Source organism: uncultured Microbacterium sp., assembly GCF_913776565.1.
In the GTDB taxonomy this organism is placed as follows: Bacteria; Actinomycetota; Actinomycetes; order Actinomycetales; family Microbacteriaceae; genus Microbacterium.
Genome location: NZ_CAJYPF010000020.1, coordinates 1 through 20047, shown reverse-complemented (window position 1 = coordinate 20047; position 20047 = coordinate 1). Strand labels below are relative to the sequence as shown.

Sequence of the window (20047 nt, the reverse complement as noted above, 5' to 3'; positions counted from 1 at the left end):
CGGCTCTCGGTCTGGCCGCGCCGGCATCCTGAGATCCCTCCGCGGGCCATGCCCGCGCGGAGTCCGGGCACGTTCGGTGTCGCCGCGACGCGGTCGCCTGTGCATCCGGCGCTCGTCGCGTGGCCGGATCCGCGGCGCACACGCGAGAGGCCCGGTCGACGAATCGACCGGGCCTCTCGCGGCGGATGTCAGCGCGCGAGCGCCTCTTTCATGATCGCGGCGTGCTCGCTGGCGTGCACCTTGGGTGAACCCGTCGCCGTCGAGGCGGCGGCGGCACGCGAGATGCGACGCACGGGGCGACCGAGCTGCTCGGCGACCTCGAGGGCGATGAACGGCCACGCGCCCTGGTTCTCGGGCTCGTCCTGGACCCAGACGAGCTCGGCGCCCGGATACTGGGCCAGCACCTGATTGAGCTCCTCGACGGGCGCGGGATAGTACTGCTCGACCCGCACCAGGGCGATCTCGGGGTTGGGGTTCTTGTCGAGCTCGGCGCGCAGATCCCAGTGGATCTTGCCGGCGTGCAGCAGCACGCGCGTGACGGCACCGCGGTCGATGCCGCGGTCGTCGTCGAGCACCGGCTCGAACCGTCCCTCGAGGAAGTCCTCGACGGGGCTGGTCGCACCGCGCAGGCGCAGCATGGCCTTGGGCGTGAACACGACGAGCGGGCGGCGCGGGCGCTGGTACGCCTGACGGCGCAGCAGGTGGAAGTACGACGCGGGCGTCGACGGACGCGCCACGATCATGTTGTCCTGCGCGCACATCTGCAGGTAGCGCTCGATGCGGGCGGACGAGTGGTCGGGTCCCTGACCCTCGTACCCGTGGGGGAGGAGAAGGACGACGCTCGACTGCTGCGCCCACTTCTGGTCGGCCGAGGAGATGAACTCGTCGATCACCGACTGGGCGCCGTTGGCGAAGTCGCCGAACTGGGCCTCCCACAGCACGAGGGCGTCGGAGCGCTCGACCGAGTAGCCGTACTCGAACGCCATCGCGGCGTACTCGCTGAGCAGCGAGTCGTACACCCAGAAACGCCCCTGGTTCTCGCTCAGGTTGGCCAGCGGCAGCCACTCCTGCCCGTTGTCGCGGTCGTGCAGCACCGAGTGGCGCTGCACGAACGTGCCGCGGCGGGAGTCCTGCCCGGCCAGGCGCACCGGGGTGCCCTCCATCAGCACCGAGCCGAAGGCGAGCAGTTCGCCGAAGGCCCAGTCGATGTTGCCGTTGCGGCTCATGTCGAAACGCTTGTCGAGCAGCTGCTGGAGCTTGGTGTGCACCGTGAAGCCGTCGGGCTTGTTCACGAACGCGTCGCCGATGTGCTGCACGACCTCGCGCGAGACACCGGTGGTCTCGGGTGCTCCGGTGACCGGCTCGTCGGCGGCATCGGTGGCGATGACCGGGTTGGTTCCCGTCTCGGCCTCGTGGGTGTCGGCGAAGGCGACCTCGAGGCGGCTCTGGAAGTCCTGCTTCGCCTGCTCGTACTCGTCCTCGGTGATGTCGCCGCGACCGACGAGCGACTCCGTGTAGAGACGTCGGACCGACCGCTTCGCCTCGATGAGGTTGGTCATGAGCGGCTGCGTCATCGACGGGTCGTCGCCCTCGTTGTGACCGCGGCGGCGGTAGCAGACGAGGTCGATCACGATGTCGCGGTGGAACTCCTCGCGGTACAGGAACGCGAGCTCCGCGGCGCGGACGACAGCCTCGGGGTCGTCGCCGTTGACGTGCAGGATCGGAGCCTGGATCGTCTTGGCGACGTCGGTGGCGTAGACCGAGGTGCGCGCGTCGGTGGGCGTGGTGGTGAAGCCGACCTGGTTGTTGACGACGACATGGATCGTGCCGCCCGTGCGGTAGCCGCGCAGCTGCGACATCTGCAGGGTCTCGACGACCACGCCCTGGCCCGCGAACGCGGCGTCGCCGTGCACGAGGATGGGCAGCCACGAGAACGTGCCGATGGGCTTGCGGTCCTGCTTGGCGCGAACGATGCCCTCGAGCACGCCGTCGACGGTCTCGAGGTGCGAGGGGTTGGCCGCGAGGTAGACGGGCAGCTCGTCGCCCTGGTCGCCGACGAAGGTGCCTTCGGTGCCGAGGTGGTACTTGACGTCGCCGGAGCCGCGCTTGCTGCCGATCGCCACCGCGCCCTCGAACTCGCGGAACACGTGACCGTACGTCTTGCCGGCGATGTTGGTGAGCACGTTCAGACGGCCGCGGTGGGCCATGCCGATCGCGGCGCCGTCGAGACCGGCGGATGCCGCGCCCTGCAGGATCTGGTCGAGCAGCGGGATGAGCGACTCGCCGCCCTCGAGGCTGAAGCGCTTCTGACCGACGTACTTCGTCTGCAGGAACGTCTCGAACGCCTCGGCCTGGTTGAGCTTGGACAGGATGCGCAGCTGCTCGTCGTGGCCGGGCTTGGTGTACTTGACCTCGACGTTGCGCTGGAACCACTGGCGCTGCGCGGGGTCCTGGATGTGCATGTACTCGATGCCCATCGTGCGGCAGTACGAGTCGCGCAGCACGCCCAGGATGTCGCGGAGCTTGGCGACGCGCTTGCCGCCCAGGCCGTTGGTGACGAACTCGCGGTCGAGATCCCAGAAGGTCAGACCGTGCGACTCGATCTCGAGGTCGGGGTGCGTGCGCTGCACGTACTCGAGCGGGTCGATGTCGGCCATGAGGTGGCCGCGCACGCGGAACGAGTTGATGAGCTCCTGCACGCGCGCGCTCTTGTCGATGCGCTCCGAGATGTCGACGCTGATGTCGGCGGCCCAGTGGATGGGCGCGTACGGGATGCGCAGCGCCGCGAAGATGTCGTCGTAGAAGCCGCGCTGCCCGATGAGCAGCTCGTGCACGATCTTGAGGAACTCACCCGAACCGGCACCCTGGATGACGCGGTGGTCGTAGGTGCTGGTGAGCGTGATCGTCTTGCCGATCGCGAGCTCGTTGAGCGTCTTGTCGCTCGCGCCCTGGAACTCGGCGGGGTAGTCGAGCGCTCCGGCGCCGATGATCGCGCCCTGGCCGTGCATGAGGCGGGGCACGGAGTGCACGGTGCCGATGCCGCCGGGGTTGGTGAGCGAGATCGTCGTGCCCTGGAAGTCGCCCGGCGTCAGCTTGTTGGTGCGGGCGCGGCGAACGAGGTCCTCGTACGAGGCGAGGAACTCGCCGAACGTCAGCGTGTCGGCGCGATTGATGCTGGGGACCAGGAGCGCACGCGTGCCGTCGGGCTTGGGCATGTCGATCGCGATGCCGAGGTTGACGTGGGCGGGGGCCACGACCGAGGGCTTGCCGTCGACCTCGGCGTAGTACACGTTCTGGCTCGGGAACTGCTTGAGGGCCTGGATGAGCGCCCACCCGATGAGGTGGGTGAAGCTGACCTTGCCGCCGCGCGTGCGCGACATGTGGTTGTTGATGACGATGCGGTTGTCGATCATCAGCTTGGCCGGGATCGTGCGCACGCTCGTCGCGGTGGGCACCGTGAGCGAGTCGTCCATATTGGACGCCAGGGCCTTCGGCATCCCCTTGAGGACCGTCACGCGGTCTTCTTCGGTGCTCTCGGATCCGGCCGACGGCACCGCGTTGGGGGCCTGTGCCGGGATCGGCTGCGGCTTGGCGGGTTTCGCCGTCGTGCGCGCCACGGGTGCCTGCCCGACGACCGGGATGGGCGCCGTCACCGGCTTGGGCTCGGAGGGGGCCGCCGATTGCGCGGCCGGAGCCGGGGGCGGGGGAGCGGCGGCGGAGGATCCGTCGACGACCGGGTGGTACGCCTCCAGGATCGGCCACCAGGCCTTGTCTACGGAGTGCTTGTCGACTTTGAACTGTTCGTAGAGTTCGTCTACGAGCCACTCGTTCGCGCCGAACTCGCCCTCGCTCGAAGTACCGACGCCCGTCACCTGGCTCGACACAGTCGATCGCCTGCTTTCCTCGATGAAGATTCCTGTGGATACGCCGACGTCCCCGTCACACGCACCCTCCAGCCTAGCCGAGGTTTCCGGGCCGCCAACGGGTCTTCGCATTCCCCCGATGTGGTGAGGTGGATGCCATGGAGTTCTCCGGTGCGAAGCCCGATGTCGACCTGACCTATTCGGACGTGTTCCTCGTCCCTCGTCATTCCGAGGTGCGCAGCCGCCTCGACGTCGATCTGGCCCCGGGCGACGGCAGCGGGGCGACCCTGCCCCTGGTGTCGTCGAACATGAACTCCGTCACCGGGACGCGCCTCGCGGCGACCCTCGCGCGTCGCGGCGGACTCGGGGTTCTGCCGCAGGACATGCCCCTGCCGCGCCTGGTCGAGGCGATCGCCCACGTCAAGGCGCAGCCGGTGGCGTGGGACGCCCCGCTGGTCTTCCCGCCGTCGGCCACCGTCGCCGACGCGCGGCTCGCCCTGCCTCCCGTGCCCGGTCGCGGTGTGATCGTCGCCGATCAGCGGGAGGGAGGGGCCGTCCCCCTCGCAGGATTCCGGGGCATCGTGCCGGCGCAGCGACTCGCCACCGCCCTGCCCGACGCCCTCCTGGGTGACATCGCCCGCAGTGACGTGCCGGTGGTCGACGTCGAGAACGTGGGGGATCCGCGGGCGGTCTTCTCGCTGGTCGAGTCGGCGGCGGCCGACATCGTCGCGGTCGTCGACGCAGACCACGTGGTCGGCACGCTCTCGGCGCGCAGCGCCCTGCGCGACTCGGTCTATCGTCCCGCGGTCGACGCCGACGGCCGCCTCATCGTGGCCGCCGCGGTCGGGGTGAACGGCGACGTGGCGGGCAAGGCGAAGGCTCTCGCCGCCGCGGGCGTCGACGTGCTCGTCGTCGACACCGCGCACGGCCATCAGGCCCAGATGCTGCGGGCGCTTCGCGAGGTCGCGGCGCTGGATCTCGGCATCCCGATCGCCGCCGGCAACATCGTCACCGCCGATGGGGTGCGCGACCTCACCGACGCCGGCGCGACCATCCTCAAAGTCGGGGTCGGGCCGGGCGCGATGTGCACGACCCGGATGATGACCGCGGTCGGGCGTCCGCAGTTCTCTGCCGTCCTCGAGACCGCCCAGGCGGCACGCGAGGTCGGAGCGCACGTGTGGGCGGACGGGGGCGTGCGCTACCCGCGCGACGTGGCCCTGGCGCTGGCCGCGGGCGCGGCATCCGTGATGATCGGATCATGGTTCGCGGGCACCATCGAAGCGCCCGGGCGCCTGCGCACCGATGACGCCGGGCGGCTCTACAAGGAGTCGTGGGGAATGGCCTCGACGAAGGCGGTGCAGGGCCGGTTCGGCGCCCTCGACCCCTTCGAGCGGGCGCGCAAGGAGCTCTTCGCCGAGGGTATCTCGTCGTCCAAGATCTACCTCGATCCGCAGCGTCCGGGCTTGGAGGACCTGCTCGACATGATCACCTCGGGCGTGCGCTCGTCGTTCACATACGCCGGCGCGGCGACCGTGGCGCAGTTCCACGAGCGGGCGCGCGTGGGCCTGCAGTCGGCCGCGGGGTACGAGGAAGGAAAGGCCCTGCCCGTCAGCTGGTGAGACCGCGCTCCAGGCTCGCCGCGGCCTCGAGGGTGATCCACGCGCCGAGCTGGACCGAGAGGTCGAGATCGTCCCCGGCGGGCGCGGCCGGCCGCCGGGGATCGGCTGGGAACAGCCCGTCCCGTCGCGCGTCCCACAGGGCGTCGGCGTTGCGCCGGACGAGCCGACCCGCGGCGGCCGCCGCCCTCTCGATGCCCGGATCGTCGGCGTCGGCGAACTCCGACGCGGCCTCCGCGAGGTAGCGGGCCAGGATGCCGGCGAACAGGCCGCCGTCGCCCCCGCCCGCGGCGGGGAAAAGGCCGTCGTCGGCGGCGCACCACTCGTCGACCGCGAGGATCAGGTCGCGCGCGCGGCGCACGTGCCGCCACGCCGGGTCGGCGTCGTCCCCGAGAGCCGCCTCGCCCAGCAGCAGCTCGAGACCGATCGTCGCGCCCTGGTTGTAGGTCCACAGCTCGGAGCGGACCATCCCGTGCTCGACGCCGTCGCGCACGAGCCCGGTCGTGTCATCGCGGAGGGTGGATGCCATCCACCCGGCGAGGGCGACGGCCTCGGCACGGTGGCCGGTGAGGGCGAGCACCGCGGCGCCCGGTGCGTTGGCCGGGGCGTTGTAGAGGTCGCTCCCGACGCTCCAGGGCAGGGCGCCGTGGCGGGGGTCGATCGCCTCGCGCAGGGTGCGGGAGATCTTTCGGAGCGCGCGGGTGTCGGCGCCGCTGGAGAACAGTCCGAGTCCCATCCAGGCGATGTCGTCGTAGAACGGCGTCGTCCAGCGCCCCAGGGTGCGCAGGGTCACCCCGCGTCGCAGGCGCCGGAGCAGTCGGCGGCGGCGGGGGTCGGGGCGGTTGCGTTCCGCGTCGGCGAGCACGTGCAGCAGGTGCGCATGCCACCAGTAGTGCCACGTGCGCCGCGCCGGCCGATCACCCGTGGCCGCGTGCGCCCACGCGACGGGGCCGTAACGGTGGAGGAAGCGGCCCAGGACCGCTCGCTCGGCGGCCGCGGCGCGTCGCTGCGTCGAGGTGGTGGCATCCATCTCCCCATCGTGTCGTGCCCGTGCGGGACGGGGACAGTCCGCGCCGCGGCGATCGGGGCTGGCATAGAATCGACGGCACGATGGACGACCCTCCCAGTTGTAGACCCAGGCCCCGCCGACCCTCTTCCGCCGCCACCGCGAGCGGGGGTGATGCCTGATGGATTACGTCATGCTGGGCGTGGGGCTGCTTCTCACCGTGGGCACCGGACTCTTCGTCGCGAGCGAGTTCGCCCTCGTCAACCTCGATCGCGCCGACCTCGAGGCGCGCCGCGCCGCGGGCGAGACGCGGCTGTCCCTCACGATCGACGCCCTGCGGATCACCTCGACCCACCTGTCGAGCGCGCAGCTCGGCATCACGCTGACGACGCTTCTCACCGGTTACACGATGGAACCCGCCATCTCGAACCTGCTGCGTCCCGTCTTCGAGGCGTGGGGGCTGCCCGAGGCGGTGACCGTGACGCTGGCCGCCATCATCGGCGTCGGGTTCGCGACCGTGCTGTCGATGATCCTCGGCGAGCTCGTCCCCAAGAACTTCGCCCTCGCGATCCCCCGGCAGACCGCGAAGCTCGTCATCCCCTTCCAGGTCGCCTTCACCGCGGTGTTCAAGCCCGCGATCCTCGTGCTCAACGGCAGCGCCAACGGCGTGCTGCGCGCCCTCGGTGTCGAGCCGAAGGAGGAGCTGTCGGGAGCACGGTCGGCCGAGGAGCTGTCGAGCCTGGTCAAGCGGTCCGCGAGCGCCGGCATGCTCGAGAAGGACACCGCGTCGCTGCTGGATCGCAGCCTCACCTTCGCGCGACTGAGCGCCGCCGACGTCATGACCCCCCGGCCCAGCGTGCACGCGCTCGCCGCCGGCGACCCGGCCGACGACGTCGTCCAGCTCGCCCGACGCACCGGGCACAGCCGGTTCCCGGTGTACGGCGAGTCGATGGACGACATCGTCGGCGTCGTGCACCTCAAAGCCGCGATCGGCGTCCCACGCGAGCGTCGTGCCGAGGTGCCGGTCGCGGCCCTCGCGACCGAACCGTTGCGCGTGCCCGAGACCGTCCACCTCGACGCCCTCGTGTCGGAACTGCGCTCGCGGGGGTACCAGATGGCCATCGTCGTCGACGAGTACGGCGGGACGGCGGGCGTGGTCACGCTCGAGGATCTGGTCGAAGAAATCGTCGGCGAGGTGCTCGACGAGCACGACCGCTCCCGTGCGGGAGTGGTGCGGTCGGCGGCATCCCTCACCTTCCCCGGTGATCTGCGCCCCGACGAGGTCCTCGACCGCGCCGGTGTGCGCGTGCCCGAGGGCGACGTCTACGACACCGTCGGCGGGTTCATCATGGCCGCCCTCGAACGCATCCCCGTGGTGGGCGACACCGTCGACCTCGACGACGGCGTGCTCGCGGTCCAGCGCATGGACGGCCGCCGCGTCGACCGTGTCCAGTACACGCCCACGCCCCGCGAGCAGGACGTCGACGACCTCGTGCGCGCGGCGAAGGGCGGTGACCAGCGATGAACGACTGGGCCGGAATCGCGTGGCTGGTCGTGCTGCTGGCCGCCAACGCCTTCTTCGTCGGCGCGGAGTTCGCCGTCATCTCGGCGCGGCGGTCGCAGATCGAACCGCACGCCGACCGCGGATCGCGCGCGGCCAAGACCGCGCTGTACGCGATGGAGCACGCCACGATGATGCTGGCGACCTGCCAGCTCGGCATCACGATCTGCTCGCTGCTGATCCTGAACGTGTCCGAACCGGCGATCCACCACCTGCTGGAGGGGCCTCTCGGTCTCACGGGGCTTCCCGAGGCGGCGGTCGGTGTGATCGGTTTCGTCGTCGCCCTGGTGCTGGTGTCGTATCTGCACGTCGTGTTCGGCGAGATGGTGCCGAAGAACCTCGCGTTCTCGCTGCCGGATCGCGCGGTGCTCATGCTCGCTCCGCCGCTGGTGGCGGTGTCGAAGGCGTTCCACCCGATCATCGTCGCGTTGAACTGGACCGCGAACCACGTGCTGCGCCTGTTCCGCGTCGAGCCCAAGGACGAGGCCGCCTCGACCTACACGCTCGACGAGGTCGCCACCATCGTGACGCAGTCGCGCCGAGAGGGGGTGCTCGACGACGCGTCGGGCACCGTGACGGCCGTGGTGGAGTTCACCGAGAAGAAGGCCGCCGACATCGCGGTGCCGATGTCGGAGCTCGTGACGCTGCCCGAGACGACCACCCCGGCCGAGATCGAGCGGGCCGTCGCCCAGCACGGCTACTCGCGCTACGTGATCGTCGACGCGGAGGGCACCCCGACCGGATACGTCCACCTGAAGGACGTGCTGCGCGCGGCCGAGGGGGCGGATGCCGACATGCTGCGGCCCATTCCGTCCAAGCGCGTGCACCACATGGTGTCGGTGCTCGAGACCACCGATCTCGAGGACGCCCTCGCGCTCATGCGCCGGTCGGGCCGCCACCTCGCGCAGGTGCGCGACGAGAACGGCGATGTGCGCGCGGTGCTCTTCCTCGAGGACGTCATCGAAGAGCTCGTCGGCGAGGTGCAGGACGCCACGGAGCGCCGTCGCTTCGTCTGAGCGCGCCTCCGACGACGGATGCCGCGACCTCGGGGTCGCGGCATCCGGTGTCCTCCTTCGCGGGTCGACGGCTGGCGAGACCACCCGATCGGCTCGCGATCACCCGTGGCGCGCGGCGCCGTGCACGTGCGCTCGGGCCGGTCGTGCGACGTCGCGACCGGGCGGGGGCGGGGCGGGGCGCCGCCGGGGCGCGGGTCGAGCACCGCCGGGGCGCGCGTCAGTACGCCCGCAGATACTGCGCGGGAGCGGGGGAGTCGGCGCCCAGCTGCGCGGCGGCGCGCAGGGCGTAGTGCGGGTCGCGCAGCCACTCCCGGGCCGACATGACGGCATCGGCCCGCCCGTCGGCGACGACGTTCTCGGCGAGTGCGGGCTCGTCGATCATCCCGACGGCGCTCACGAGCAGCCCCGTCTCCCGGCGCACGGTCGCCGCGTACGCGACCTGATAGCCCGGTCCGGGCACGATGTGCTGCTGCGGCACCAGCCCGCCGCTCGAGAGGTCGATCAGGTCGGCGCCGGCCGCGGCGACGAGGCGCGACGCGGCGACGGTGTCGTCGACGCTCCACCCGCCCTCGGCCGCGTCGGTCGCGGAGAAGCGCACGAACACCGCCGCCGCGGGAGCGGCGTCGCGCACGGCCTGCGTCACACGCACCAGCAGGCGCACGCGGTTCTCGAACGAACCGCCGTACTCGTCGTCGCGGTGGTTGGTCAGGGGCGAGAGGAACTGGTGCAGCAGATACCCGTGGGCCGCGTGCAGCTCGAGCACCTGGAATCCGGCGTCGACGGCACGGCGGGCGGCATCCGCGAAATCGGCGACGACCTTCTCGATGCCCGCCGCGTCGAGGGCGACGGGCTCGGCGAAGTCGGCGTAGGCGAGGGCCGAGGGGGCGAGGGTGCTCCAGCCGCCGTCGGCGGGGGCGACCGTGCCGCGCGAGCCGGCGAACGGGGCCGACGTCGACGCCTTGCGGCCGGCGTGGCTCAGCTGCACGCCCGCGACGGCGCCGCGCGCGTGGACGGCGGCGACGATGGGCCGCCACGCCTCGGCCTGGGCGTCGGTCCAGATACCGGCATCCTGCGGGGAGATGCGCCCCTCGGGTGAGACGGCGGTGGCCTCGGCGATCACCAGCCCCGCTCCTCCCGCCGCGAACTGGGCGAGGTGGACGTGGTGCCAGTCGTTCACCACGCCGTCCACCGCGCTGTACTGGCACATCGGCGAGACCCACAGACGGTTGCGGATCGCGATATCGCGGATGGACAGGGGAGAGAAGAGGGCGCTCATGGGGACCTTCGCGTTCTAGGGTGACGCCATGACGGCGACGGACTGGGGCGCACAGGATGCCACCCGCGTACTGCGAAGGCCAACGGCGGGCGACGACAAGTATTCCCGGGGCGTCATCGGCGTGCGCACCGGGTCGGCCCGCTACCCCGGCGCGGCGGTGCTCGGGGTCGAGGCGGCGTGGCGCACCGGCACCGGGATGGTGCGCTACCTCGGACCCGCCCGCGCCCAGGACCTGGTGCTGCAGCGCCGGCCCGAGACGGTCACCGCCGACGGCCGCGTGCAGGCGTGGCTGGTGGGATCGGGGACGGATGCCGCCGAGCGCGACGCCGCCGAGACCGCCGCGCTGCGGGGCATCCTGGACGGCCATCTGCCCGTCGTCGTCGACGCGGGTGCCCTCGATCTGGTGCCCGCGGCGGCGGCGCCCGTGATCGTGACGCCGCACGCGCGCGAGCTCGACCGCCTGCGCTCCGCGCTCGGTCTCGGCCCGGGCGACCCCGGCGACCGGGAACGCACCGCGATCGAGACCGCCGAGGCGTTGGGCGGCGTCGTGCTGTCGAAGGGAGCGCTCACCATCGTCGCGGCCCCCGGCGGGTGGGTCGCCCGCGTCTCGGCGGGCACGCCCTGGCTCGCGACGGCGGGCACGGGCGACGTGCTCGGCGGCATCCTGGGTGCCGTGGTCGCCGGGGCCGCGGCCGACGGGCGCACCGGCACGGCCGATCTCGCCGCCTGCGCCGCGACGGCCGCGTGGGTGCACGGGCGCGCCGGACACGTCGCCTCGGTGCGGCACGGGGCCGGCGGCGGCCCCGTGGCGGCGCTCGACGTGGCCGAGGCCGTTCCCGGGGTGATCGCCGAGCTGCTGCGGGACTCGATCGCGTAACGGTTCGCCCCATCCCACCCGCGGGGCCGGGGAGGGCGTCCCGGGGCCGCGGGGGCGCCCAATTAGGATGAGGCGGTGCTGAGGCGTGTCGTTCCCCTGTTGATCGCGTTCGTCGCCGTGCACGTCGTGGTGGGCTGGTTGGGTTACCAGCAGCCCAACGAACCGATGGGCGACGTGTACCTGGTGTACGAACCGTGGTCGCGCTGCGCCCTCTTCGGCGGTGTCGACGTGAGCTCGTGCACGCGCAGCGTGGCGTGGGAGTGGCCCGGCATCACCGAGAAGTGGATCTATCCGCAGCTGGCGTTCCTGCCCATGACGTTCGCGTGGGCCTTCGCCTGGGCGGTGGGCTACACCCCGGCCTGGGCGATCACGGTCTCGCTGTTCAACCTCGTCGCCTTCGTGATCCTCGTCGGGCAGGGCCGCTCGCGCGGCCGCGTCCTCGCCGCGTGGTTCTGGCTCGCGGCCATCCTGCTCATCGGCCCCGTGGGGCTGTACCGCATCGACGGCATCACGGTCCCGTTCGCGATCCTCGGGGGGATCTGGATGCTGCGGCGCCCGTTCGTGGCATCCGTCCTGCTGTCCGTGGCGGTGTGGATGAAGGTGTGGCCCGCCGCGATCCTCGCGGCCGGCCTCGTGGCGATCCGTCGCCGACTGGCGCTGGTCTGGGGTGCCGTGGCGGTGTCGCTGCTCACGATCATCCCGGTCGTCGCGCTCGGCGGGGCGCCCTACGTCTTCGGCTTCGTCGGCGATCAGACCTCGCGCGGCATCCAGATGGAGGCGCCTGTCGGGGGCCTGTACATGTTCCTCGCCGCCTTCTACGTGCCCGGGAGCGAGGTCTACTACGACGGGGACGTCCTGACCTTCCAGGTGACGGGACCGGGGGCGGAGCCGCTCATCGCGGCGATGACGCCCATCATGCTGCTGACCATGGTCGGGGTCGCGATCGTGGGCGTGCGCAAGCTCCGCCACGGGGCGACCTTCGTCAGCCTCTTCCCGCCCCTCTCGCTCGCGCTGGTGACGGCGTTCATCGCGCTGAACAAGGTCGGGTCGCCGCAGTACTACGTGTGGCTGTTCGCCCCGGTCGTGGTCGGCCTCATGATCGATCGGCGCCGATGGTACGCGTTCGCCGGGATGACGCTGGTCATCGCCGGGCTGACGCAGTGGATGTACCCCCTGCTCTACGACGGGCTGATGGCGACGCACCCCAACCCCTTCCCGGTGACCGTGCTCGAAGTGCGCAACGTGCTCGCGCTCGTGCTGCTGGTGTGGGCCGTGGTGCGCGTCGTGCGGGTGCCGACGGGTCGAGTGCGTCCCCCGGCGGGATTGCGCGAGATCGTCACCGGTCGCCGGCCGGTCCCCGCGCGGGCGATCACCCGTCGCTGAGGCCCGAGTGCCCGCGGTAGACGGTCTCTCGACGCGTACGGTGGGGCGACCGTAGTCTCGGAGCATGCTCATCGCCTTCTCTGTCGCCCCGTCGGGGGTCGGCTCCGCCGCTGCGGAGAACCCGGACGCCTCGGTGCACGATGCGGTCGCCGCCGCGGTCGCGGTCGTCCGCGCCTCGGGCCTGCCGCACCGCACCACCTCGATGTTCACCGAGGTCGAGGGGGAGTGGGACGAGGTGTTCGCCGTGGTCAAGGCCGCGACCGAGGCGGTGCTGCCCTACGGCTCGCGGGTGTCGCTCGTGCTGAAGGCCGACATCCGGCCCGGCCGGACGGGAGAGATCGACGGCAAGATCGAGCGGCTGGAGCAGGCGCTCGAGCGGCGCGAGGACTGACGCGGCCGCGGGAGGCGTACCGCAGTCCGCGGCATGTGTCCCTCCCGGGGAAGCGGGCCCCGACGTCCGGTCACGCGGTGGGCGGATCGGTCCAGATTCGCCGGGTGATGGCGGTGACGTCGGCGTCGATCCGCGCCATGTCGCCGCGGAGGCGGCTCTCGACGTTCGCGATCTGCGCCGTGAGTCCGGCTTCGACCCCGGCGATCCTGGCGTTGAGTCCGGCTTCGACGCGGTCGATCTTGGCGTCGAGGACCGCTTCGACGGTATCCATCCGCAAACGGGTCGCCTGCGACTCGGCCGCGAGCTCGGCGCGCGTGGCGTCGATCTTCATGTCGAGGCGTTCGGTGTTGGCGGTGATCACCTTGGTCAGCGTCGAGGTGATGAGGTTCGTCGTGAACGTCATGCCGCCGAGGATCGCGGCGGCGAACGTGCCGATCAGTACCCAGCTCTGCGGTTCCGTCATGTGCGGCATCCCTTCAGTGTGCGGTGCGGGTGTCGACGTTTCCCGATCCGGGTGCGGTCGGTGCGGGAATCGGTTGACATGGGGGACCATTCGCCGGAGATGACGGCGGGGGAGGAGGGGTGGAGTTCTCCGAAACGATTCGACCGCGGTCCGTCGCGCCGACTAGCATCGACGGGTGACCTCTTCGACGACCTCGAGAGGTGCGGCGATGCGGGCGCTCCTTTCTCTCGCCATCGGCAGTTTCGGCATCGGCATGACCGAGTTCGTAGTGATGGGCCTGCTGCCCAACATCGCGCGCGAGCTCGTCCCCGGGACGTGGGCCGCGTCGCCCGACGATGCGATCGCCCAGGCGGGGTGGCTCATCTCGCTGTACGCCCTGGGCGTCGTCGTCGGAGCCCCCACGATCGCGGGATCGGTCGCCCGCTTCCCGCGCCATCGCGTCATGATCGTGCTCGCCGCCGCGCTGGCGTTCTTCACGCTGCTGACGGTCATCGCCCCCACTTTCGAGCTGGTCGCGGCATCCCGCTTCCTCGCGGGTCTGCCGCACGGCGCGTACTTCGGCATCGGTGCGCTGGTCGCCGCGGACGTCCTGGGTCCGGGGAACCGCGCGAAGGGCGTCGCCTTCGTCCTGACGGGCCTGACCATCGCCAACGTCGTGGGTGTGCCGCTGGGAACCCTGCTCGGCCAGCAGGTCGGCTGGCGCGCGGCCTTCGCCGTGGTGACGGCCATCTTCGCCCTCGCCGCGATCTGCATCGCCCTCTTCGTGCCGGCCCACCCCGGCACGCCGGGTCGCCGTCTGCGCGACGAACTGCGCGTCCTCCGCATCGGACAGGTGTGGTTCGCCCTGGGCATCGGGGCGGTCGGGTTCGGCGGCTTCTTCGCGATGTACAGCTACATCGCTCCCATGATCACCGATGTCGCGGGGCAACCCGAGTGGGCGGTGTCGCTCGTGCTCGTGCTGGTGGGCGTCGGCATGACCATCGGCAACATCGTCGGTGGGGCGCTCGCCGACAAAGACCTGCGCTTCTGGCTGTACGTCGGTCTGATCGCGCTGGCCGTGGCATCCATCGGTCTCGCCCTGACGGCGCAGTGGATCGTCTCGCTGGTGCTGTTCGCGTTCCTCGTGGCGTTCTGCGGTGCAGCCCTCAGCCCGTCCATCCAGACACGGCTCATGGACGTCGCCGAGGACAACCAGTCCATCGCCGCCGCGCTGAACCACTCCGCCCTGAACATCGGCAACAGCCTGGGCGCCTTCCTCGGCGGACTTGCCATCGCCGCGGGTCTCGGCCTGGTCGCCCCGGCCTGGGTCGGCGCCCTGCTCGCGCTGGGCGGGCTGGTCGTGGCGGTGATCTCGTACCGCGTCGAGGACCGCTCCGGACGCCACCCGGTGCACCGCGTGCCGGCCGCCGAGGCGGCGACGACCGCGATCACCGGGTCGATCCCCACGCAGCGCTGACGCGCGACGGTGGACGGCGCCCGCGTCCCGCCGTCGCCGGTGGCAGAAACGACCGCGCGTGTCCTCGTCCGCATCGGACGGGGGATGCCGCGGTCGCGGCCGTCGAACGGAGTCAGGTCGCGAGGAGCCGGCGAAGGTGCATCGCGACGGCGGCGGTCTCGATGAGGAAGCCGTCGTGCCCGAAGTCGCTGGACAGCACCACCGCGGCGTCGCCGTCGAGGGTGCGGGGGATGCCGCGGGCGATGCGATGCTGGCCGTCGATGGGGAACAGGCGGTCGCTGTCGATCCCCAGCACGAGGGTGGTCGCGGTCACCCGCGCCAGGGCGTCCTCGACGCCGTCGCGGTCGCGGCCGACGTCGTGCGAGTTCATCGCCTGCACGAGCGTCAGGTAGCTGTTGGCGTCGAAGCGGCGCGTGAACTTGTTGCCGTGGAAGTCCAGGTACGACTCGACGGCGAACCGCCCACCGCGGCCGAGCGGGCTGACGCCCGACTGCCACGAGCGCTGGAACCGCTGGTTGAGCTCGGTGGGACTGCGGTAGTTGAGCAGCGCCATCCGCCGCGCCAGGGCGAGTCCGCGGTGGGGGCCGTCGCCGTCGCCGGCGTCGTAGTACTCACCGCCCGCGAAACGGGGATCGGTGCGCACGGCGTCCATCTGCACCGAGTTCAGCGCGATCTGGTCGGCGGTGGTGATCGGCGGGGCCGACAGGATCGCGGCGCGCGCGACGCGGTCGGGGTGGCCGACCGCCCACTCGAGAGCGTGCATGCCGCCCATCGACCCGCCGACGACCGCGTGCCAGCGGCCGACGCCGAGCTCGTCGGCGAGCAGCGCCTGGGCGGCGACCTGGTCGCGGACGGTCAGATAGGGGAAGCGCGAGGCCCACTCGTAGCCGTCGGGCGCGATGCTCGCGGGACCCGTCGAACCCTGGCATCCGCCCAGCATGTTCGGGGCCACGACGAAGTAGCGGTCGGTGTCGATCGCGGCGCCCGGGCCGACCAGATCGCTCCACCAGCCCGCGGTCGGGTGACCGGGGCCCGCCGCGCCGCGCACGTGGCTGTCGCCGGTGAGCGCGTGCAGGATCAGCACGGCGTTGTCGCGCTCGGGCGAGAGTCGGCCCCAGGACTCGTACGCGAGTCGCACGTGGGGGAGGGACTCGCCGCTCTCGGTCGCGAACATCCCGAACGAGGCGAACCGGCGTTCGCCCACGGCGTCGCCGTCGCGCCACGCCCCCGTCGCGGGGGGACGACCGAGCAGCGACCGCGCGTCGGCCTCCGTCACCGGGGCCGAGGGCACCGTGTCTTCGGAGATCTGCCAGTCCATGGCATCCATTCTCCCCGGAGGGCGGGGGATGCCGCGGACTGTTACGTCACTCGTGCGGGGTGAAGCGGCTCGTGCGCGAATTGTCCACCCCCCGTCTCGGGACGGATGCCCTGGTCATGATCGCGGCATGGCGAACTTCCTCCTCATCGCGGCCTCGAGCGACATCGGCGGGGCGACGGCGACACGACTGCGCGACGCGGGACACCGCGTCATCACCACGGCACGGGATTCCTCGGTCATCGAGCCGGATCACGTGCTGGATGCCACCGATTTCGACGCGGTCGACCGCGTGGTCGCCGAGGCGGGCGAGCTGGACGGCATCGCCGTCTTCGCCGGTTCGATGCTGCTCAAACCCGCGCACCTGACTTCGCGCGAGCAGTACGACGGCCTGATCGCCGCCTCGCTCACGACCGCGTTCGCGGCGGTGCGGGCGGCGGGGGCGCACATGCGCGGCGGCGGGGCGGTCGTGCTGGTGTCGTCGGCGGCGGCCCTGGCGGGCCTGCCGAACCACGACGGCATCGCGGCGGCCAAGGCCGGCGTCATCGGCCTGACCCTGTCGGCGGCGGCGAGCTACGCCGCCCACGGACTGCGCGTGAACGCGGTGGCGCCGGGGCTCGTGCAGACGCGCCTCACCGAGAAGCTCACCTCGAGCGACATGTCGCGCAAGGTGTCGGAGGCGATGCACCCGCTGGGACGGCTCGGCGAGCCCGACGACGTCGCCCGCGCGGTCGAGTTCCTGCTGGCGCCCGAGAACGCGTGGGTGACGGGCCAGGTGCTCGGCGTCGACGGGGGCCTGGGGAGCCTCCGCCCGCGGCAGAAGATCTGAGCGACTCGCGCGTGAGTCGCCGACATCTGTCGCTTCGGGTCGGACCGAGGCGACGGATCCTGGCGACTCGCGCGAATGACACGGACGCCCCGCGCCGGAGGGACCGGGGCGGGGCGTCCGTGCGCGTGCGGGTCAGGCGCGGGCGGCCTCGGAGAAGCGGCGTGCCGCGGCGAGGGCCTGGTCGAGGTCGGCCTTGAGGTCGTCGATGTTCTCGAGACCCACGGACAGGCGCACCAGTCCCGGGGTGACCCCCGCGGTCAGCTGCTGCTCGGGGGTCAGCTGCGAGTGCGTGGTGGAGGCGGGGTGGATGACGAGCGAGCGCACATCGCCGATGTTGGCGAGGTGGCTGAACAGGTCGAGCGCGTTGACGAACTCGCGACCCGCCTCGACGCCGCCCTTGAGCTCGAACGACAGCACCGCGCCGACGCCCTTCGGGGCGTAGTTGTTCGCCGCGGCGTACCACGGCGACGTCGGCAGGCCCGAGTAGTTCACGGTCGCCACCTCGGGGTGCGACTCGAGCCATTCGGCGATGTCCTGCGCGTTCTGCACGTGCCGCTCGACGCGCAGCGAGAGGGTCTCGATGCCCTGGATGAGCTGCCACGCGCTCTGCGGCGAGATCGAGGCGCCGAGGTCGCGCAACAGCTGCACGCGCGCCTTGATGATGTAGGCCAGACCGTCGCCGACCGCCTGCGTGTAGACGGCGCCGTGGTATGAGGGATCGGGCGTGGTCAGGCCCGGGAAGCGCTCGGAGTGCTCCGACCACGCGAAGGTGCCACCGTCGACGATGACGCCGCCGATCGTGGTGCCGTGGCCGCCGAGGAACTTCGTCGCCGAGTGCACGATGATATCGGCGCCGTGCTCGAAGGGGCGGATGAGGTAGGGCGTCGCGATCGTGTTATCGACGATCAGGGGGACGCCCGCCTCGTGCGCGACGTCGGCGACCGAGCGGATGTCGAGGACGTTGATCTTCGGGTTGCCGATGGTCTCGGCGAAGAACAGCTTGGTGTTCGGGCGCACGGCCGCGCGCCACTCCGCGGGGTCGTCCTGGTTCTCGACGAACGTCGTCTCGATGCCGAGCTTGGCGAGGGTGTACTTGAAGAGGTTGTAGGTGCCGCCGTAGATCGAGCTCGACGAGACGATGTGATCGCCGGCCTGGGCGATGTTGAGCACCGCGAACGTCTCCGCCGCCTGGCCGCTGGCGACGAGGAGGGCGCCGGTGCCGCCCTCGAGGCCCGCGACGCGCTGCTCGACGACGTCCTGCGTGGGGTTCTGGATGCGGGTGTAGATGTTGCCGAACTCGGCCAGTGCGAAGAGGTTCGCCGCGTGGTCGGCGTTGTCGAACACGTACGAGGTGGTCTGGTAGATCGGGGTGGCGCGGGCCTTGGTGACCGGATCGGGCTGCGCGCCCGTGTGGATCTGCTTGGTCTCGAAACGCCAGTTCTCGGGTGCCGACATGACTGCTCCTCAGCTTCGTCAGGCCGGGCGGTCGCCCTGGCCACCTGCGAGCGTAGGCACCGCCCGCGGCGCCGACAACCGCCCCGGACATGCGCCGTAATACCACGCGGGGAGCGGCGCGAGAGGGGAATCCCGGTGGTTCCGAGGGGACCAGTACCGTGGATGCCATGACGCGACGCGCGATGGTGACCGGGGCCAGTTCGGGTATCGGAGAGGCGACCGCGCGACTGCTGCGCGAACGCGGGTGGGAGGTCGTGGGGGTCGCCCGACGCGCCGACCGTCTGGCCGCCCTCGCCGCCGAGACGGGCGTCGTCGCGCGCGCCGCCGACCTGACCGACGCCGACGACGTCGCCTCTCTCGCGGCGTGGCTCGACGAGACCGGCGGAGTCGACGCGCTCGTGCACATCGCGGGAGGCGCGCGCGGCGCCGACCGGATCGAGGACGGCGACGCCGAGGACTGGCGCTGGATGTTCGAGGTGAACGTGCTCGCGGGGCAGCGGCTGGTGGCATCCCTCCTCCCCGCGCTGCGGCGTGCGGCGGACGACGTCGGACACGCCGACCTGCTGTTCGTCACCTCGACCGCCGCGCAGACGGCCTATCCGGGCGGGGGCGGGTACAACGCCGCCAAGGCGGGGGAGTCCATGCTGGTGCACGCCCTGCGCCAGGAGCTCAACGGCGAACCCCTGCGCGTCACCGAGATCGCTCCGGGGATGGTGCGCACCGAGGAGTTCACCCTCAACCGCCTGGGCGGCGATCGCGCCGCGGCCGACAAGCTCTACGAGGGTGTCGAGGCACCGCTCGTCGCCGAGGACGTCGCCGACGTCATCGCCTACGCCCTGGATGCTCCGGGGCACGTCAATCTCGACCTGGTGACGATGCGGCCGGTCGCCCAGTCGGCGCAGCACCTGCTGGCGCGGGGGCCGTTGAAGACCCGCTGAGCGCGGGAGCACGGCGTTCTCTGCCGGGTCGTCGCGCCTCGCGGCATCCGAGGGTACGTCCCCGCTAGCGCTCGCACCCGGCGCCGCTGCCGTCGGGCATCGGCTGTGTCTCTGCTATGTTCGCTCGTAAACGTGCAAAAAGGAGACCCCGCGGTGGCACAGTACGCGCAGCGCGCACCGCGAGACGCGGGGGGCGACGGACTGCGGTCCGGCATGGGCACGGCTGAGATGCTCGAGCGCTTCGCCCGGCTCAACGCCCTCGAGGTGAGCGAGGTGAGCGGACACATCGACGACGCCGCGACGTCCGAGTCGTCCCTCCGGGCGCACGCCATCGCGCGTCGGCTCGCCGCCGAGGCGGGGCGGGATGCGGTGCGCGACGACACGTTCTTCTCGCGCTGGACCGACGCGCACGGGGTCGTGCCGCACCCCGGGGTCACCTGGTCGCGCGTGCGCAGCCCCGCGCCGCAGTCCCGGCTCGCGCTCACCCTCGCGGCGGCGTCCCGCGTGCGCACGCGCGACCAGGTGACCCCGGGGTGCGGCACGACCCCGTGCGCGAGATCGGAAGAGCGTCGTGTAGGGAAAGAGTGTAGTTACATGGGGGG

15 protein-coding genes are annotated in these 20047 nt (G+C 71.6%); 9 read left to right on the top strand and 6 right to left on the bottom strand.

The features are described from left to right. Nucleotides 1-188 precede the first annotated feature (188 nt). Nucleotides 189-3884: a multifunctional oxoglutarate decarboxylase/oxoglutarate dehydrogenase thiamine pyrophosphate-binding subunit/dihydrolipoyllysine-residue succinyltransferase subunit gene (locus QZ433_RS01375; RefSeq protein ID WP_295779656.1), complete on the bottom strand. Its 3696-nt coding sequence runs from the start codon at nt 3882-3884 to the stop codon at nt 189-191. A 137-nt stretch (nt 3885-4021) separates the two neighbouring features. Between QZ433_RS01375 and QZ433_RS01370 the strand changes: the two genes are divergently transcribed. Continuing rightward, entirely contained in the window at nt 4022-5482 is a 1461-nt protein-coding gene (locus QZ433_RS01370; RefSeq protein ID WP_295779655.1) for a GuaB1 family IMP dehydrogenase-related protein, read from the top strand. On the opposite strand, the gene QZ433_RS01365 is transcribed toward QZ433_RS01370, so the two are convergent. Continuing rightward, nucleotides 5472-6509, bottom strand: coding sequence for a glycoside hydrolase family 76 protein (locus QZ433_RS01365; RefSeq protein WP_295779654.1), 1038 nt, complete (start codon nt 6507-6509; stop codon nt 5472-5474). The two genes, QZ433_RS01370 and QZ433_RS01365, sit on opposite strands and share 11 nt — an antisense overlap. A 157-nt stretch (nt 6510-6666) precedes the next feature. On the opposite strand from QZ433_RS01365, the gene QZ433_RS01360 reads away from it, so the two are divergent. Both QZ433_RS01360 and QZ433_RS01355 read left to right on the top strand, forming a co-directional pair. Next, complete coding sequence (locus QZ433_RS01360) at nt 6667-8010, top strand: hemolysin family protein (RefSeq protein WP_295779653.1); 1344 nt, start codon at nt 6667-6669, stop codon at nt 8008-8010. Further along, a complete protein-coding gene (locus QZ433_RS01355; RefSeq protein ID WP_295779652.1) occupies nt 8007-9062 on the top strand; it encodes a hemolysin family protein in 1056 nt (351 codons plus the stop codon). Before QZ433_RS01360 ends, QZ433_RS01355 begins: the two co-directional genes overlap by 4 nt. 217 nt (nt 9063-9279) lie before the next feature. Here the strand turns inward: QZ433_RS01355 and QZ433_RS01350 are convergent, their stop codons facing one another. Then, nucleotides 9280-10338 (bottom strand): NADH:flavin oxidoreductase/NADH oxidase, encoded by a 1059-nt coding sequence (locus tag QZ433_RS01350; protein ID WP_295779651.1) that lies wholly within the window; start codon nt 10336-10338, stop codon nt 9280-9282. 28 nt (nt 10339-10366) lie between these two features. Here QZ433_RS01350 and QZ433_RS01345 point away from each other — a divergent pair, with 28 nt between their 5' ends. The 3 genes from QZ433_RS01345 to QZ433_RS01335 all read left to right on the top strand — a co-directional run bounded on the left by QZ433_RS01345 (nt 10367) and on the right by QZ433_RS01335 (nt 12989). Next, on the top strand, nt 10367-11215 hold the full coding sequence (locus QZ433_RS01345) for an ADP/ATP-dependent (S)-NAD(P)H-hydrate dehydratase (RefSeq protein ID WP_295779650.1): 849 nt from the start codon (nt 10367-10369) through the stop codon (nt 11213-11215). 75 nt (nt 11216-11290) lie between these two features. Next, on the top strand, nt 11291-12598 hold the full coding sequence (locus tag QZ433_RS01340; RefSeq protein WP_295779649.1) for a glycosyltransferase family 87 protein: 1308 nt from the start codon (nt 11291-11293) through the stop codon (nt 12596-12598). Between the two features lie 64 nt (nt 12599-12662). Beyond that, nucleotides 12663-12989 (top strand): thiamine-binding protein, encoded by a 327-nt coding sequence (locus QZ433_RS01335; protein WP_295779648.1) that lies wholly within the window; start codon nt 12663-12665, stop codon nt 12987-12989. A gap of 70 nt (nt 12990-13059) precedes the next feature. On the opposite strand, the gene QZ433_RS01330 is transcribed toward QZ433_RS01335, so the two are convergent. After that, nucleotides 13060-13461: a hypothetical protein gene (locus QZ433_RS01330; RefSeq protein WP_295779647.1), complete on the bottom strand. Its 402-nt coding sequence runs from the start codon at nt 13459-13461 to the stop codon at nt 13060-13062. Nucleotides 13462-13660: 199 nt separating this feature from the next. On the opposite strand from QZ433_RS01330, the gene QZ433_RS01325 reads away from it, so the two are divergent. Next, nucleotides 13661-14908: an MFS transporter gene (locus QZ433_RS01325; protein WP_295779658.1), complete on the top strand. Its 1248-nt coding sequence runs from the start codon at nt 13661-13663 to the stop codon at nt 14906-14908. Nucleotides 14909-15020: 112 nt separating this feature from the next. Here the strand turns inward: QZ433_RS01325 and QZ433_RS01320 are convergent, their stop codons facing one another. Next, nucleotides 15021-16226, bottom strand: coding sequence for a homoserine O-acetyltransferase (locus QZ433_RS01320; RefSeq protein ID WP_295779646.1), 1206 nt, complete (start codon nt 16224-16226; stop codon nt 15021-15023). 127 nt (nt 16227-16353) lie between these two features. On the opposite strand from QZ433_RS01320, the gene QZ433_RS01315 reads away from it, so the two are divergent. Beyond that, nucleotides 16354-17052 carry an SDR family oxidoreductase gene (locus tag QZ433_RS01315; protein ID WP_295779645.1) on the top strand — a complete coding sequence of 233 codons (699 nt, stop codon included), beginning with the start codon at nt 16354-16356 and terminating at the stop codon, nt 17050-17052. Between the two features lie 132 nt (nt 17053-17184). Here the strand turns inward: QZ433_RS01315 and QZ433_RS01310 are convergent, their stop codons facing one another. Beyond that, the gene (locus QZ433_RS01310; protein WP_295779644.1) at nt 17185-18507 is read right to left on the bottom strand and encodes a bifunctional o-acetylhomoserine/o-acetylserine sulfhydrylase; all 1323 of its coding nucleotides are present in this window, start codon (nt 18505-18507) and stop codon (nt 17185-17187) included. A 182-nt stretch (nt 18508-18689) separates the two neighbouring features. On the opposite strand from QZ433_RS01310, the gene QZ433_RS01305 reads away from it, so the two are divergent. After that, the gene (locus QZ433_RS01305; RefSeq protein ID WP_295779657.1) at nt 18690-19445 is read left to right on the top strand and encodes an SDR family oxidoreductase; all 756 of its coding nucleotides are present in this window, start codon (nt 18690-18692) and stop codon (nt 19443-19445) included. Nucleotides 19446-20047: the final 602 nt, after the last annotated feature.